Source organism: Roseateles sp. (assembly GCF_052436255.1).
Taxonomy (GTDB): domain Bacteria; phylum Pseudomonadota; class Gammaproteobacteria; order Burkholderiales; family Burkholderiaceae_C; genus Pelomonas.
This window is the reverse complement of the sequence record NZ_JBQVNP010000138.1, coordinates 1-14,359: the sequence shown is the minus strand read 5'-3', so window position 1 is coordinate 14,359 and position 14,359 is coordinate 1. Positions and strand designations below refer to the sequence as shown.

Sequence of the window (14,359 nt, the reverse complement as noted above, 5' to 3'; positions counted from 1 at the left end):
GCCTCGTCTCATCAGCCCGAAGCGACTCAGGCGAAGTTGCTTTCTGCGAATTGCCAGTTGACGAGATTGCTCAGGAAGGTCTCGACGAACTTGGGGCGCAGGTTGCGGTAGTCGATGTAGTAGGCGTGTTCCCACACGTCGACGGTCAGCAGAGCCTTGTCGGCGCCGGTCAACGGCGTGCCGGCAGCACCGGTGTTGACGATGTCGACCGAGCCATCGGCCTTCTTGACCAGCCAGGTCCAGCCCGAACCGAAATTGCCGACGGCACTCTTGACGAAGGCTTCCTTGAAGGCGGCGTAGCTGCCCCACTTGGCATTGATCGCGTCGGCCAGCGCACCGCCGGGCTCGCCGCCGCCTTGCGGCTTCATGCAGTTCCAGAAGAAGGTGTGGTTCCAGATCTGCGCGGCGTTGTTGTAGACGGGGCCCGGGTTCGGCGCCTTCTTGATGATCTCTTCCAGCGACAGTGCCTCGTACTCGGTGCCCTTTTGCAGGTTGTTGAGGTTCACGACGTAGGCGTTGTGGTGCTTGCCGTGGTGGAACTCCAGGGTTTCCTGGCTGTAGTGCGGGGCCAGCGAATCAATCGGGTAGGGCAGCGGGGGCAGCGTGTGTTCCATCGTGGAGTCCTCTGTGTTGGGGGGAAGGGTGACCGAAAGATTGTAGGGAGCGAGGATCACCCCTGGGCTGATGGCGTTACCCCCAGAACGCGCAAGTCCAGGCTGCCATCGGCCAGCACGGCTCGCACCTCGGCGCCCGGCAGCAGGGCGTGCACGGAGGTCACCGCGCCACCGGCACCGTCGTCCAGCCAGGCATAGCCGCGCGCCAGCACATGCTGAGGGTCCAGCGCCTGCAGGCGGGCATGCAGGGCATCGAGCCGCGTGGCCTGGCGCGCCAGCATGTCGCGGCAGGCGCGCTGGTGGCGCTGCTCAAGATGCGCCAGCCGCTGGCCCTGCAGCTCGACGCGCCGCCGCGGCGCCGCGGCGGCGCGTTGGGCCAGCAATTCGAGCATGCGGCGTTGGCGGGCCAGTGCGTCGCTGGGGCGAGCCAGCCGCAGCGCGAGGCGGTCCAGGCGCTGGGCCAGGGATTGCAAGCGGTGGTCGATGCGCAGCATCAGCGCACGCTCCAGGCCTGCGAGCTGCTGCAGCAGCCCGTCGCGCGGTGGTGCGGCGAGTTCGGCAGCGGCGGTGGGTGTCGGTGCGCGCAGGTCGGCGGCCAGGTCGGCCAGCGTCACGTCGGTCTCGTGGCCGACGCCGCAGACCAGCGGTAGCGCAGACGCCGCTACCGCCCGCACCACACGCTCGTCGTTGAAGGCCCAGAGGTCTTCCAGCGAGCCTCCGCCGCGCACCAGCAACAGCACGTCCACCTCCGCACGCTCGTTGGCGACGCGCAGCGCGTTGACCAGGGCCGCCGGCGCCTCCGCACCCTGCACAGGGCTCGGGTAGACAACGACCTCGACCTGCGGCGCGCGGCGCGCGAGCGCCGTCAGCACGTCATGCAGGGCCGCGCCGGCCGCCGAGGTGATGACGCCGATGCGCCGCGGGTGGCTGGGCAGGGGGCGCTTGGCTTCGTCGCCGAACAGGCCCTCGGCGGCGAGCCGCGTGCGCAGCTTCAGGAACTGCTCGTACAGCGTGCCGGCACCGGCGCGGCGCATGGCTTCGACGATGAACTGCAGCTCGCCCCGCGGCTCGTAGACGGCGACGCGCCCGCGCAACTCCACCAGCACACCCTCGCCCGGCGCAAAGTCCAGCATCGCCGCCGCGCGGCGAAACATCGCGCAGCGCAGGCTGGCCGCCTGGCCATCGGCGTCCTTCAGCCCGAAGTAGCAATGGCCGCTGGCGGCGCGCGTGAAGCCGGTGATTTCACCGCCCACGGCAACGACGGCGAAGCGCTCGGCCAGGCTCTGGCTCACCGCCTCCAGCAAGCCGGCGACGCCCCAGACACGTCGGCTGGATACGGCTTCGCGAGGCTCAATCACTCGCAAACCCAATGCCGGCGCGGGCCGGGAACTCCACAGCCGCGCCAATGCTGGGCTGCAGGGCAATTTCGGCTCGCCGCGCCTGTCACGGTACCGTCACGAGCACATAAGGCCTTGTTTTTCAATTCGAAAGTCCGCTGCTCAAATTGGAGGCAAGTTGTCCAAGGCCTTGATTTACCGGCCTCTGCTGGCCGGCGCCAGGGCCTTGCCCACAAAGTTATCCACAGCAACAGTGGATTATGGGAAGGTTTTCCAGAGGCGCCGTGAGCGCCAGCGTGGCCTGAGGCTGGGGTCATAATCCCGCGCTCATCCGGGCCGTTCGCGGCCGATCAACTCGATTTTTCTCGACGGGGACGCCCTTGTTTTCCATCATACAAGCCGCCGGTTGGCCGATCTGGCCATTGCTCCTGTGCTCCGTGGTGGCCCTGGCCCTCGTCATCGAGCGCCTGTCCAGCCTACGGGCCAGCCGCATCATGCCGCCGCGCCTGCTGGAAGACGTGCTCAACGTCAGCGCCCAGCAATTGCCCGCACCCGACATGGTCGACCGCCTGGCCGAGAACTCCATCCTCGGCGAGGTGCTGGCCTCAGGCCTGCGCGCCGTGACGGCCGAGCCCCAGATGCCCGAGAGCAAGCTGCGCATGGTGTTCGAGTTTGCGGGCCGCCGCGCCGTGCACCAGCTCGAGCGCTACATGAACACGCTCGGCACCATTGCCACCGCCGCGCCGCTGCTCGGCCTGATGGGCACGGTGGTCGGCATGATCGAGATCTTCGGCAGCCAGACGCCCGGCGGCGGCAACCCGGCGCAGCTGGCGCATGGCATCTCCATCGCCCTCTACAACACGGCTTTCGGCCTGATGGTCGCCATCCCCGCGCTGATGTTCCACCGCTACTTCCGCGGCCGCATCGAGGAGTACGTGCTCGAACTCGAAGCGGCGGCCGACCGGCTGATGGGCCAGTTGCGCCGCTACACCGCCTGAACGCCGAGGACCACGCCTCATGCGCTTCCGCTCCCCGCACAGCGAGCCGCCGGAGATCAACCTGATCCCCTTCATCGACGTGCTGCTGGTGATCCTGATCTTCCTGATGCTGTCGACGACCTATTCCAAGTTCACCGAGCTGCAGATCACGCTGCCGTCGGCAGACGCGGAACAGCTCAAGGACAGGCCGCAGGAGGTGATCGTCGGCATTGCGGCCGACGGGCGCTTCGTCGTCAACCGCCAGGCCGTGGAGGGGCGCTCGGTCGAGATCCTCATCGGCGCCTTGCGGCAGGCTTCCGGCGGCAACGCCGAGGCATCGTTGATCATCTCGGCCGACGCCGCCACGCCCCACCAGGCCGTCGTCAACGTGATGGACGCCGCGCGCCGCGTCGGCTTGACGCGTGTCACCTTCGCTGCGCAGACCGACGCTCGCTGATCGGCTGCAAGCCCAATGGCTGACCGGCGGCGCGCTGTCCGCCGCGTTGCTGCCCTTGAGCTGGCTCTACCGCGCACTGCTGGCGCTGCGGCAGCTTGCCTACCGGACCGGGTTGACGCATGTCCAGACGCTGCCGGTGCCCGTGGTGGTCGTCGGCAACTGGATCGTCGGCGGCGCCGGGAAGACACCGACGACGCTGGCGCTGCTGGAACTGCTGCGCGCACGCGGCCTGCGCGCCGGCGTCGTCTCGCGCGGCTATGGGCGCGACGGTGATGGCGTGCGCCTGGTCACGCGGGTCTCGACGGCGCGTGAGGTCGGCGACGAGCCGCTGCTCATCCACCTGCGTGGGCTCGTGCCAGTGGCCGTCGGCCGGGATCGCGTCGCTGCTGCACGCGCACTGCTGGCAGCCGAGCCCGGGCTGCAACTGCTGGTCAGCGACGACGGCTTGCAGCACTGGCGGCTACCGCGCCAACTGAGCGTGCTTGTGTTTGACGAGCGCGGCCTCGGCAATGGCCGCCTGCTGCCCGCCGGACCGCTGCGTCAGCCACCGGTGCCACTGTTGCCAGACCATCTGGTGGTCTACAACGCCCCCCAGGCCAGCACCACCCTGCCCGGCTTTGTCGCAGAGCGCCGCCTGGCCGGCGCCGTGACGCTGGCCGACTGGTGGGCCGGCAAGCCGGCGAGCATGGACACCCTGCTGGCTCTGCGTGCGCTGCCGGGCCTGCTGGCCGTCGCCGGCGTCGCGCGGCCGCAGCGCTTCTTCGACATGCTGCACGGGCTGGGCCTGCGCTTGGGCGGCCTGGCCCTGCCCGACCACGCCGATTTCGCGACGCTGCCGTGGCCCGCCGACACAGCGGGCGTCGTGCTCACCGAGAAGGACGCCGTGAAGCTGCCACCGGGGCGCGTTGGCGCCTTGCCCGTCTGGGTGGTGGCGCTAGACTTCTCGCCCGGCAGCGGCTTCGAGGCCGCGCTGGACCAACAACTGCAAAAACTCTCCTTGCCCGCCTGATGGATCACCGCCTGATAGAAATGCTGGTCTGCCCGCTGTGCAAGGGGCCGCTGACGCTGCTGCGCGAGGGTGAGCTGCCGGCGCTGGCCTGCCGCCCGGACCGGCTGGCTTTCCCGATCCGCGACGGCATCCCGTTGATGCTGGAAAGCGAGGCCAAGCCCTGGGACCCGGACGCGCCCAAGCCGCCGGTGGTGCTGGCGCCGTGAGCTTCACGGTCATCATCCCGGCGCGTCTGGCATCGACACGGCTGCCGAACAAGCCGCTGGCGGACATCGTGGGCCTGCCGATGATCGTGCGCGTGGCCAGGCGCGCCGCGGAGTCAGCCACGGGGCAGATCGTCGTCGCCACCGATGCGCCCGAAGTCGCCGCGGCCTGCGCTGCCCATGGCGTACGGGCATTGATGACGCGGGCCGACCATCCGTCCGGCAGCGACCGCCTCGCCGAGGCCGTCGAGCAGTTGTGCCTGGCCGACGATGCCGTCGTCGTCAACGTGCAAGGTGACGAGCCGCTGATCGCGCCGGCCATGATCGACGCCTGCGCGGCGACGCTGGTCGCGCAGCCCGAGTGCGTGATGGCCACCGTCGCCCATGCCTTGACCGACGTCGCGGAGTTCTCCAACCCCAATGTCGTCAAGCTCGTGACCGACAAGGCCGGACGCGCACTCTACTTCTCGCGCGCCCCCATCGCCTGGTGGCGCGACGGCGCCGGCCAGCCCAACCAGGCGCTGCGCCACGTCGGCCTGTATGCCTACCGGGCCGGCTTCCTGCGCCGCTTCCCGACGCTGGCGGTCAGCCCGCTGGAGCAGATCGAGTCGCTCGAACAGCTGCGCGTGCTCTGGCATGGCGAGCGCATCGCCGTTCATGTCAGTGACGAACGCCCCGGCCCCGGGGTGGACACGCCCGAGGATCTGGAGCGCGTGCGGCGACTGATCGGGGCCTGAGCACCAGCTCGTCCGTCAGGCCGCAGAAAGGCCGCGTGCGATACTCGACCGCTGACCCGAGCGGGCCTTTTTGACAGCCCGTTCATGGGAAAAATAGGACGAGGAGACCCATGCGATTGATCCTTCTGGGCGCCCCGGGCGCCGGCAAAGGCACCCAGGCTGCCTTCATCTGCAAGCAATTCGGCATTCCGCAGATCTCCACCGGTGACATGCTGCGCGCAGCGATCAAGGCCGGTACGCAGATGGGGCTGGCTGCCAAGGCCGTCATGGATTCGGGTGCTCTGGTCAGCGACGACATCATCATCGGCCTCGTCAAGGAACGCATCGCGCAGGCCGATTGCGCCAAGGGTTTCCTGTTCGACGGCTTCCCGCGCACCATTCCGCAGGCCGACGCGATGAAGGCCGCCGGCGTCAAGCTGGACTACGTGCTCGAGATCGACGTGCCCTTTGACGCCATCATCGAGCGCATGAGTGGCCGCCGTGTTCACGTGGCTTCGGGTCGCACCTATCACGTCAAGTTCAACCCGCCCAAGATCGAAGGCAAGGATGACGAGACCGGTGAGGAATTGATCCAACGTGAAGATGACAAGGAAGAGACGGTCAAGAAGCGCCTGGACGTCTATTCCGCACAGACCCGGCCGCTGGTCGACTACTACTCGCAATGGGCTGCCACCGGCGACGCCAACGCGCCCAAGTACCGCCGCATCGAGGGCGTCGGCTCGGTCGACGACATCATGAAGAAGGCGCTGGCGGCGCTGGCCTGAACCGTCCAATCCTGCACCAAGCCGCGGCGCCCCCAGGCGCCGCGGCTTTTTTGTCGCCGGGCCGCCCCAGGGCAAAAAGCATCCCCGCAGGAGATCGTTGAAACGCGCGCGGTTGTCCGGGAGGCGATCTCCTCGGCCACAATTGACGTTTACGTCAACCAACCCAGGAGGTCCTCATCATGGAAATCGCAGGCAAGGTGTTCATCGTCACCGGCGGCGCCTCGGGACTCGGCGAAGGCACGGCCCGCATGCTGGCTGCCAACGGCGCCAAGGTCGTCATCGCCGATCTGCAGGTCGAACGCGGCCAGGCCGTGGCGTCCGACATCGGCGGCGTCTTCGTCAAGTGCGATGTCAGCCAGGAGGCCGATGGCCAGGCCGCAGTGGCTGCCGCGACAGGTCTCGGCAAGCTCGTCGGCCTCGTCAATTGCGCCGGCATTGCGCCGGCCATCAAGACAGTGGGCAAGGACGGCGCCCACCCGCTTGCGACCTTCAGCAAGACCGTCACGGTCAACCTGATCGGCAGCTTCAACATGATCCGCCTGGCCGCCGAGGCGATGGCCAAGAACGCGCCGGAAGCCACTGGCGAGCGCGGCGTGCTGATCTCGACAGCGTCAGTCGCGGCCTACGACGGCCAGATCGGCCAGGCAGCCTATGCGGCGTCCAAGGGTGGTGTCGTCGGCATGACGCTACCGATCGCCCGCGACCTGGCGCGCAACGGCATCCGCAACATGACTATCGCCCCCGGCATCTTCGGCACGCCGATGTTGTTCGGCATGCCGCAGGAGGTGCAGGACGCGCTGGCTGCCAACGTGCCCTTCCCGAGTCGGCTGGGGACCCCGAGCGACTATGCCAAGCTGGTGCATCAGATCATCACGAACGACATGCTCAACGGCGAGGTGATCCGCCTGGACGGTGCGATTCGCCTGGCCCCGAAATGAATCGGCGGCCGCCATAAAAAAAGGGCCTGGTTTGCACCAGGCCCTTTTGCATGATGATGCCGCCGCTCAGCGCTTGGCCGAGCGTGAGTGGATAACCCACAGGCGGGCCAGGTCAGCCGCGCCGTCCGTGCCCTTCACCGAGCGCCAGGCGGCTTGGGCCTTGGCGCCCTCGCCAGCCAGCATATGCGCCAGACCGAGGTAGAGCTTGGCGTCTTCAGGCCGCTTCAGGTTGCCCTTGGCAATACCCTGCTCAATCTGCGAGATGCCCTTCTTGGCATTGCCGCCGAAGGCATTGGCCAGGCCCAGCGTCACGAAGGCGTTGCCGTCCCTCGCCTCGTCGGCCGCCTTCTCGTTGGCCGCAGCAGCCGCCTTGCCCTCTCCGATCTTCTTGATCATCAAGTCGGCGAGGCGCTTGTGACGGGCGCCTTCGGCACCTTGTCCCAGCACGCCGGCAGCGAAGCCCTTGTCGACGACCTGCTTGCCCTCTTCCGGATAGCCGGCCTGGGCGGCCAGCTGGGCCATCTCCATGTAATCCTCGGCACCCCGCGACATGTTGCCGGTGGCCAGGCGCAGGCGGTAGAGGTCGAGCTGGAAGCGGTTGCTGTCGAAGCTCTTCTTCTGTGGCAGGCCGCCAAGGATCTGCGCCCAGAGCTTGGGATCGGGGTAGAAATTCAGCAGCTTCTCGGTTGCCACGCTTTCGGCGTTGGCATCGCCCTTCTTCTGCGCCGCGAACAGCAACAGGTTGAGCTTGTCCTTGGACGGCGCGCGTCCAGCGCGCTCATCGGCAGCAATCTCTTCCAACGTGTCCTTGATGGTCGAGGTCATGTCGCCCGACAGGAACTGCGCGTTCTGCTGCACCTGCTTCATCGTCGGGCTGCTGCCGCCTTCCTTGAAGTAGCGCTGGGCCCAGTTCAGCGCCTTGCCGTTGTCCTTGTTGCGCAGATAAGTGCCAGCGATGGCTTCCATGTACTGCAGCTGCTGGGCCTGCGACAACTTGCCGGCGCCCTTGAGCGCATCGAAGGAACGGGCCATCGTGTCTGGTTCGTTGGCACCCATGGCGGCAGAGAACCGCACGCCTTCAATGGCGTTGTTCTCACCGGCCGTGCGGCCGCCGACGGCCTCGGCTTCACGCAGCTTGGCCAACGCTTCCTTGTACTTGCCGCTCTTGACCAGCCTGCTCGCCTCGGTCAGGGGCGTACCGACTTCCCTGCGGACGCTGTCCTGGGCCGACGCTTGGCTGAAGCCGAACTCCGCGCCGGGCGCGCCGTTCAAGGACAGGGCGAGGGCGCCGACAGCAACGGCCACCATGCTTTTCAAAATCTTCAACTTGCTCTCCTGCAAAGCAAAAACGCGCCGCCCTTTCGGGCAGCGCGCATCAAAGTATCGTGGTCAACGGCCCCGAGTACACGTCACTTGACGTATTGCTCGTTACCAACCATGCCCATTTTCTTGACGCTGTTGCGCTGGGCCGAGGCCATGACCGCAGCGACGACGCCGTAATCCACCAGCTTGTTCGGCTTGATGTGGACTTCAGGCTGGTCACCGATCGACATTGCACCGATCTCCTGCATCTTGGCGTTGACCGCGGACTGGTCGGCCAGCGCCTCGGCGTCCCAGTAGATCGTGCCGTCGAAGTCGATCATCACGGTGTGCACCACCGGCTCGCGGTCCGGCGGCGTCGTGCTCGGCGGCGGCATGTCCAGGTTCACCGTGTGCAGCTGAATGGGGATGGTGATGATCAACATCACCAGCAGCACCAGCATCACGTCGATGAGGGGCGTCGTGTTGACGTCCATCATGACTTCGGGCTCGCCTCCCGAGGAACTTCCAACGTTCATTCCCATGTCTGGCTCCTGGGATCAGTTACGAGCCGGCGGCTCGGTGACGAAGTTGATCTTCATGATGCCCGCGCGCTGGCTGGCGAAGATCACGCGACCGACCGACTCGTAGCGCGACTTGTCGTCGCCGCGAATATGCACTTCGGGCTGCGGGTTCTTGACCGATTCCTTGCCGAGGCGCTGCACCAGCTCCTCCATGTCGGGAATCAGCTTCGTGCCCCAATAGACGTCGCCGTCCTTGCTGACCGAGAGTTCAATATTTTCCGGCTTGGTGATGCGGACCTGGTTGATCTCCTTGGGGAGATTCACCGCGATCGATTGCGTCACCACCGGAACGGTGATGAGGAAGATGATCAACAGCACCAACATCACATCCACGAGGGGCGTGGTGTTGATGGTCGAGACCACCTCGTCTTCGCCGGAAGAAGTTCCGACATTCATGCCCATGGCTGAAGCTCCTGTGAGCGCTCGGGGCTCAGCGCTTGGCGACCGAGCGGTTGCCCATCAGAACGCCGTGCAAGTCGCCGGCGAAGGCGCGAACCTGGCTCATGACGCCCTTGTTGCGGTTCAGCAGCCAGTTGTAGCCCATCACGGCCGGCACGGCGACGACCAGGCCGATGGCGGTCATGATCAGCGCGGCGCCCACAGGGCCGGCCACCTTGTCGATGGAAGCCTGGCCAGCGACACCGATGGCGGTCAGCGCGTTCAGAATGCCCCACACCGTGCCGAACAGGCCAACGAAAGGAGCGGTCGAACCAACGGTCGCCAGGAAGCCCAGGCCAGCGGAAATCTTGGTGTTGACATCGGCGACGGCGCGATCGACGTTCATCGTGACCCAGCTGCTGTGGTCGATGTTCTCGGTCAAAGCGCCTTCATGGTGCTCGGACGCCTCGACGGCAGTGGTGGCGATATAGCGGAAGGCGCTTTCTTCCTTCAGGCTCTTGATGCCGTCTGCCAGGCTGGCCTTCTTGAAGAAGGAGGCGCGGACGTCCTTGGCTTCGGATTGCAGCTTGGCGGTGTCCCAAACGCGGACCACCAGGATGTACCAGGAGCCCATGGACATCAGTGCCAGGATGACCAGCACGACCTGGTCGACCACGTTGCCGTGGGCAATGATGTTGGCAAGGCTGTAGGGGTTGTCGACCGGCGCCGAGGCCGCTGCGGCGGGCGCGGGCGCAGCCGTATCGGCTGCAGGAGCGGCAGCGTCGATGGCGGGCGCAGAGGCAGCCGGGTTCTGATCTTGCGCGTGGGCAGGCGAGACGGCCAAGGTCGCGGCCATGGCGATAGCGGCAAGGAAGCCGGTGATGCGAGAAATCATGGAGTCAACTCCTAGGAAAAATTCTGGTTTGATGCGGTTATCGGGTGCGCGCTTTGGCGCCGGGTTCGAGGCAGGTCTTACTCGATCTTGAACTGGAACTCCTGCTCGAACACGTGATCGCCCGGGCATTCGTAGGTGTCACGCAGGGTCGCTTCGATGCTCTGGACCAGGGCGCGCTGCGCCTTGCGGTCCACGCCACCACGCAACGATGTGATCTCGACAGCAGTGACGCGGCCGGCCTTGACGGTGGCAACCGCCTTGTAAAGCGCCTCGCCACTCCAGTTGACCGACGGCACTTCAGGCTTGCTCATCTTGGTGCAGACCATGCCAGCCGTCACCTTGGCCGGCCGCGGCGCCGCGGGCGGTGCCACAGCTGCCGGCGGCGGAGCCGGGCGAATCTCGGCAACGGCCGGCGGTGCAACCTGGGTCGACTGGATGGCCGGCGCTGGCGGTGCGGGTGCCGTCACCTGGAACTCAGGCGGCGGGACAAATGGCGGGGGCGGTGCCTTGAGGTCCGGCGGCGGCGGAACAACCTTCTCGGGCGGCGGCGGCGGCTTGACCTTCTCCTCGATCACCTTGACGTCGATGGGGCCAGCGACCTTCTTGACGATGTCCTTCGCCAAACCGCTGGCCAGCGCCCAGATTGCCACGACGTGGATCAGGATCACGACACCGAAGCCCGTGAACCGGGACGCGCCCTGCTTCTCCTGCGCAAAATTCATGCGCGCTCCTTCTTGCAACTACAAATCACAGTCAATGACTTCTTCCAGCAAAGCGGCCACGTACGGCGGAAGTTGCGCTCCTGCCGTCAACGAGTTCCCGAAGGGCGTGCATTCTAGATCGCGGAGCTCAGGATCCCGCCTCGTCGAAAACACGCAGTCCGCCGGGGGCGCAAGCTATCTTTACACCCGTTCTGGCCAAAAAAAACGCCCGGTGGCACAAGCCGTCGGGCACGCGTTTCATCGCCACGAACCTGGTGCAAAAACAATACACCACTGGCCAAAACTGGCCATGCAAGCATCTTAGCCCCGTGCTTCGCCCCCCCTCTTGGGGCTAACCCGGAAAGAGGAAACAGACTGATTACAGGGCGGAAAAGCAAGACGCATCGACGCCGGACTCGTGAACAACGGCCGGCGAGCGTGATTGACACGCCCGCCGACCTCGCCAGTCGCCGAATTCAGTCGGTGCGAACGCTCATGGCGCCACGGTGATGTGCAAGCCGCATGTCACTTGAATTGATACGTCACGGTGCCATAGACGAAACGGCCTCGCGGATCGGCAAAGGAGCCGGCAAAGCCTGCAGCGTGCGAGCCGTAGCTCGACGAAGCCACGAACGGCGGGGCCTGGTCGAAGACGTTGCGTGCACCGACCGTCAACCGCAGATTCTTGAAGCCACGGTAGCTGACAGCGAGATTCCAGCGGCTGGTGTCCTTGACGTCATACGCCGCTTTGACACCGAGGTTGGTCTCGACGACAGACGCTGACTCCTGCCAGCCCTTGGTGAAGACGTTCTCCAGCGCCACGTTCCAGGAGTGCATCGTCCAGTCGAAGGACAGCGTGTGCTGCCATTCAGGTACGGGCGGGTTACCGCCGAGCGACTTGCCGGCATAGTCGGTGAACGGCAGATCCTTGCCGTTTTGAAGTTCGTACTTCAGCGTGTAGGTGGCGGCCAAGCCCATGCCCAGGCGGCCCCATTCACCCAGCGCCAGCGCTGATCTGATGTCGACGTCGATGCCTTCGGTCTTGAGCTCACCCAGGTTTTCCACCGGCGTTTCGATGTAGGAGATGAATCCCGTGGGCCCACGCTTCACACGGGCCTTGTACTTCGTATACAGGCCGGGCTCGGCCATCAAGGTGTCGCCGCTGATCACGCCGATCTGATCCCTTTTCTGGATATTCCAGTAGTCGACGGCGATGCTGAGATCCCGAATCGGCTCAAAAACGGCGCCGAATGCGAACTGGCGGCTCTTTTCCGCCTTGAGGTTCTTGTCGCTCGACAAACGCACGTTGAACTGTGTATTGCAAAGCGCGGGCGGGTTGCCCTGCGCATCGTTAGGCTGGGGGCAATCCGGGTCGGTCTGCGGGTCGGCCGTGTTGGTGTTGGACACCGGGCTGTTTACATCCCACAGCGTGGGGGCCCGAAAGCCGGTGCCGGCGCTGGCGCGGAACAGCATTTCCCTGCTCGGCTGGAAACGCAACGCCACCCGCGGGTTGAAACTGCTGCCGAAGTCGCTGTAGCGGTCATAGCGCGCAGCAACCGTGGCTTCCCAGCCCTTGGCGAAGGGCAAGGACAGTTCGCCAAAGACCGCCGAGATGTTGCGGCTGGCCGAGGTGGCTGGCACCGAGCCTTCGCCGCCAATGTGTGAGCCCTTGGAGTACTCGGCGTTGGTGGGCTTGTCGTCGGCCTTTTCGCGGCGCAGATCGATACCGACGGCGGCGGCCATCATGCCGCCAGCCATCGGCATCAGCTCGCGGCTTACCTTGGCGTCCAGCACGGCGGTCGTGCCCTTGGACTGCCGAACCTTGCCTTCCAAAGCGGCACCATCGAGAGCGGCCACACCGGCTGCGTCATTGGGGCCGAAGGGGTTGACGTTGCCGGTCTTCAGCGCGTCCAGGAAGGGCTCTTCCAGCAGGTAGCCGCTGTAGTTCAGCGTGCCGCGGGCCTGGGCGAGGTTCAGGCCGATGTCGTAGTCCCAGCCGGAGAACAGGCCGCTCGCACCGACAACGACGCGGTACTGCTCGTTGGTGTTGTCGCTGACCCGGTTGCCGCGGTCGAGCGAACGGTAGGCGATCTCCGTGTACTGCCCGGTGGCGTCGCTAAAGGACACGTAGTCCGCCGGTGTGTAGCCCAGGCGGGTCAACAGTGCCGTCGGAAAGTACTTGCTGGTGATGGGCATCAGCACGTTCGGATATGAACCGTTGGCACGCACCTTCATCGCAGAGCCGTCGATGGGCGTTGGCGCAGCGCGGCCCGTCGTGTGGTTACGCGCGGCTGAGGCCTCGATGAACCACTGGTTGTCGGCATCGATCCGGAACGTGCCGCGTGCGAACAGGTCGGTCTTGGTACTGTCCGGCATGTTGTCGAGCATGGCTGCATAGATCGCGCGGCACCGCTTGACGTCATCCGTGCCGTTCGGCGTCTTGCCGCCAACTTGAACGACCGTATTGACGGGATCGCAAGCGGCCATGGCTTGCCCCGGATTGGTGTACGCGCCCGGCGTGATGCCGATATCCATCAGACGGCCGGGGTAAGCGCGGAAGGACGTCGGGGGTGCCGAGCCCGGGACCTCGGTCGCATGGCGCGAGTACCAGGCCTGCTTGACCGCCTCGATGCGCGTCTGCTCCTTGATATTGGCCGTCACGAGGAAGTTGTAGCCGTCCGTGTTCACATCGCCGACACCGAACGCCAGCGAGCCGCCATGCTCCTTGCCACCGACATTCTTCTCGGGGGCGCCGTAGCGGACCGTGAGTTCGCCGTTGTTGTAGTCCTTGCGCGTGATGAAGTTGATCACGCCGGCGACGGCGTCGGTGCCGTAGGTCGCAGATGCACCATCACGCAGCACTTCGATGCGATCGATAGCGGCAAAGGGGATGCTGTTGAGGTCAACCGCTACGGACCCGCCGATGGAGCCGAAGGGGTGGCCAGCCAGTCGGCGGCCGTTCAGCAGCACAAGCGTCGAGTTGGCGCCGAGGCCACGCAAATTGGCGTTGCTGGTCGCATAGCCTGCACCTTGCGTAGAGTCTGAAAGCTGGCCCGAGTTCACTGACAGACGGCGCAGGATGTCCTCGATGTTCGTCGCGCCCGACTTCTCGATGGCGTCGCGCGATATGACCGTGACCGGCAATGCGGTCTCTGACTCGACCCGCTTGATGCTGGAACCGGTGATCTGGATGCGTTCGAGCTTTTGGGCCTCTTGCGCCACAACTGAACCGGCAGCCAGGGCCAGGACAGCGCACGCAATGCTGGTTTTTTTGAACATAGAGACTCCTCTAAGAGTAAGGACCCGCCGTGATGCGCGGCGGCGATGCTGGCCCGGTGGGGCCAATCCGTGGCTGAGCGAATGACTCAGTTTCCGGGGCGCGGCGAGTTTGTGCGGGCGCAACATGGCGACAGCCCCCTGAAAGCCCCTAGACCCACGAATGCGATGTTTAAGTTGTTGATTCGAC

The 14,359-nt window shown here is 65.6% G+C and carries 15 protein-coding genes; 7 read left to right on the top strand and 8 right to left on the bottom strand.

What is annotated here, in order from left to right; all coding sequences use genetic code 11:
- Positions 1 to 26: 26 nt before the first annotated feature.
- On the bottom strand, positions 27 to 614 hold the full coding sequence (locus ACT6S0_RS22255; RefSeq protein WP_444765956.1) for a superoxide dismutase: 588 nt from the start codon (positions 612 to 614) through the stop codon (positions 27 to 29).
- Between the two features lie 56 nt (positions 615 to 670).
- Positions 671 to 1,972, bottom strand: coding sequence for an exodeoxyribonuclease VII large subunit (gene xseA / locus ACT6S0_RS22250; protein WP_444765955.1), 1,302 nt, complete (start codon positions 1,970 to 1,972; stop codon positions 671 to 673).
- A 359-nt stretch (positions 1,973 to 2,331) separates the two neighbouring features.
- On the opposite strand from xseA, the gene ACT6S0_RS22245 reads away from it, so the two are divergent.
- The 7 genes from ACT6S0_RS22245 (at position 2,332) to ACT6S0_RS22215 (ending at position 7,036) form a co-directional block, all read left to right on the top strand.
- On the top strand, positions 2,332 to 2,949 hold the full coding sequence (locus ACT6S0_RS22245) for a MotA/TolQ/ExbB proton channel family protein (protein ID WP_444765954.1): 618 nt from the start codon (positions 2,332 to 2,334) through the stop codon (positions 2,947 to 2,949).
- Between the two features lie 19 nt (positions 2,950 to 2,968).
- Positions 2,969 to 3,385 carry an ExbD/TolR family protein gene (locus ACT6S0_RS22240; RefSeq protein WP_444765953.1) on the top strand — a complete coding sequence of 139 codons (417 nt, stop codon included), beginning with the start codon at positions 2,969 to 2,971 and terminating at the stop codon, positions 3,383 to 3,385.
- A complete protein-coding gene (lpxK, locus tag ACT6S0_RS22235) occupies positions 3,351 to 4,394 on the top strand; it encodes a tetraacyldisaccharide 4'-kinase (protein WP_444765952.1) in 1,044 nt (347 codons plus the stop codon). Before ACT6S0_RS22240 ends, lpxK begins: the two co-directional genes overlap by 35 nt.
- Positions 4,394 to 4,600, top strand: coding sequence for a Trm112 family protein (locus ACT6S0_RS22230; protein ID WP_444765951.1), 207 nt, complete (start codon positions 4,394 to 4,396; stop codon positions 4,598 to 4,600). Before lpxK ends, ACT6S0_RS22230 begins: the two co-directional genes overlap by 1 nt.
- On the top strand, positions 4,597 to 5,334 hold the full coding sequence (gene kdsB, locus ACT6S0_RS22225) for a 3-deoxy-manno-octulosonate cytidylyltransferase (protein ID WP_444765950.1): 738 nt from the start codon (positions 4,597 to 4,599) through the stop codon (positions 5,332 to 5,334). The genes ACT6S0_RS22230 and kdsB overlap by 4 nt, the downstream gene beginning before the upstream one ends.
- Positions 5,335 to 5,444: 110 nt before the next feature.
- Positions 5,445 to 6,098: an adenylate kinase gene (gene adk / locus ACT6S0_RS22220; RefSeq protein ID WP_444765949.1), complete on the top strand. Its 654-nt coding sequence runs from the start codon at positions 5,445 to 5,447 to the stop codon at positions 6,096 to 6,098.
- Between the two features lie 179 nt (positions 6,099 to 6,277).
- Positions 6,278 to 7,036, top strand: a complete 759-nt coding sequence (locus ACT6S0_RS22215; RefSeq protein ID WP_444765948.1) for a 3-hydroxyacyl-CoA dehydrogenase — start codon at positions 6,278 to 6,280, stop codon at positions 7,034 to 7,036.
- Between the two features lie 66 nt (positions 7,037 to 7,102).
- Here the strand turns inward: ACT6S0_RS22215 and ACT6S0_RS22210 are convergent, their stop codons facing one another.
- From ACT6S0_RS22210 to ACT6S0_RS22185, 6 genes are all read right to left on the bottom strand, one after another.
- Complete coding sequence (locus ACT6S0_RS22210; protein ID WP_444765947.1) at positions 7,103 to 8,362, bottom strand: hypothetical protein; 1,260 nt, start codon at positions 8,360 to 8,362, stop codon at positions 7,103 to 7,105.
- Between the two features lie 83 nt (positions 8,363 to 8,445).
- Positions 8,446 to 8,880, bottom strand: a complete 435-nt coding sequence (locus ACT6S0_RS22205) for an ExbD/TolR family protein (RefSeq protein WP_444765946.1) — start codon at positions 8,878 to 8,880, stop codon at positions 8,446 to 8,448.
- 15 nt (positions 8,881 to 8,895) lie between these two features.
- Positions 8,896 to 9,321, bottom strand: a complete 426-nt coding sequence (locus ACT6S0_RS22200; RefSeq protein ID WP_444765945.1) for an ExbD/TolR family protein — start codon at positions 9,319 to 9,321, stop codon at positions 8,896 to 8,898.
- A gap of 28 nt (positions 9,322 to 9,349) precedes the next feature.
- Positions 9,350 to 10,192, bottom strand: coding sequence for a MotA/TolQ/ExbB proton channel family protein (locus ACT6S0_RS22195; protein WP_444765944.1), 843 nt, complete (start codon positions 10,190 to 10,192; stop codon positions 9,350 to 9,352).
- A gap of 77 nt (positions 10,193 to 10,269) precedes the next feature.
- Positions 10,270 to 10,914: a hypothetical protein gene (locus ACT6S0_RS22190; RefSeq protein WP_444765943.1), complete on the bottom strand. Its 645-nt coding sequence runs from the start codon at positions 10,912 to 10,914 to the stop codon at positions 10,270 to 10,272.
- Positions 10,915 to 11,418: 504 nt separating this feature from the next.
- Complete coding sequence (locus ACT6S0_RS22185; protein WP_444765942.1) at positions 11,419 to 14,172, bottom strand: TonB-dependent receptor plug domain-containing protein; 2,754 nt, start codon at positions 14,170 to 14,172, stop codon at positions 11,419 to 11,421.
- Between the last annotated feature and the right edge of the window lie 187 nt (positions 14,173 to 14,359).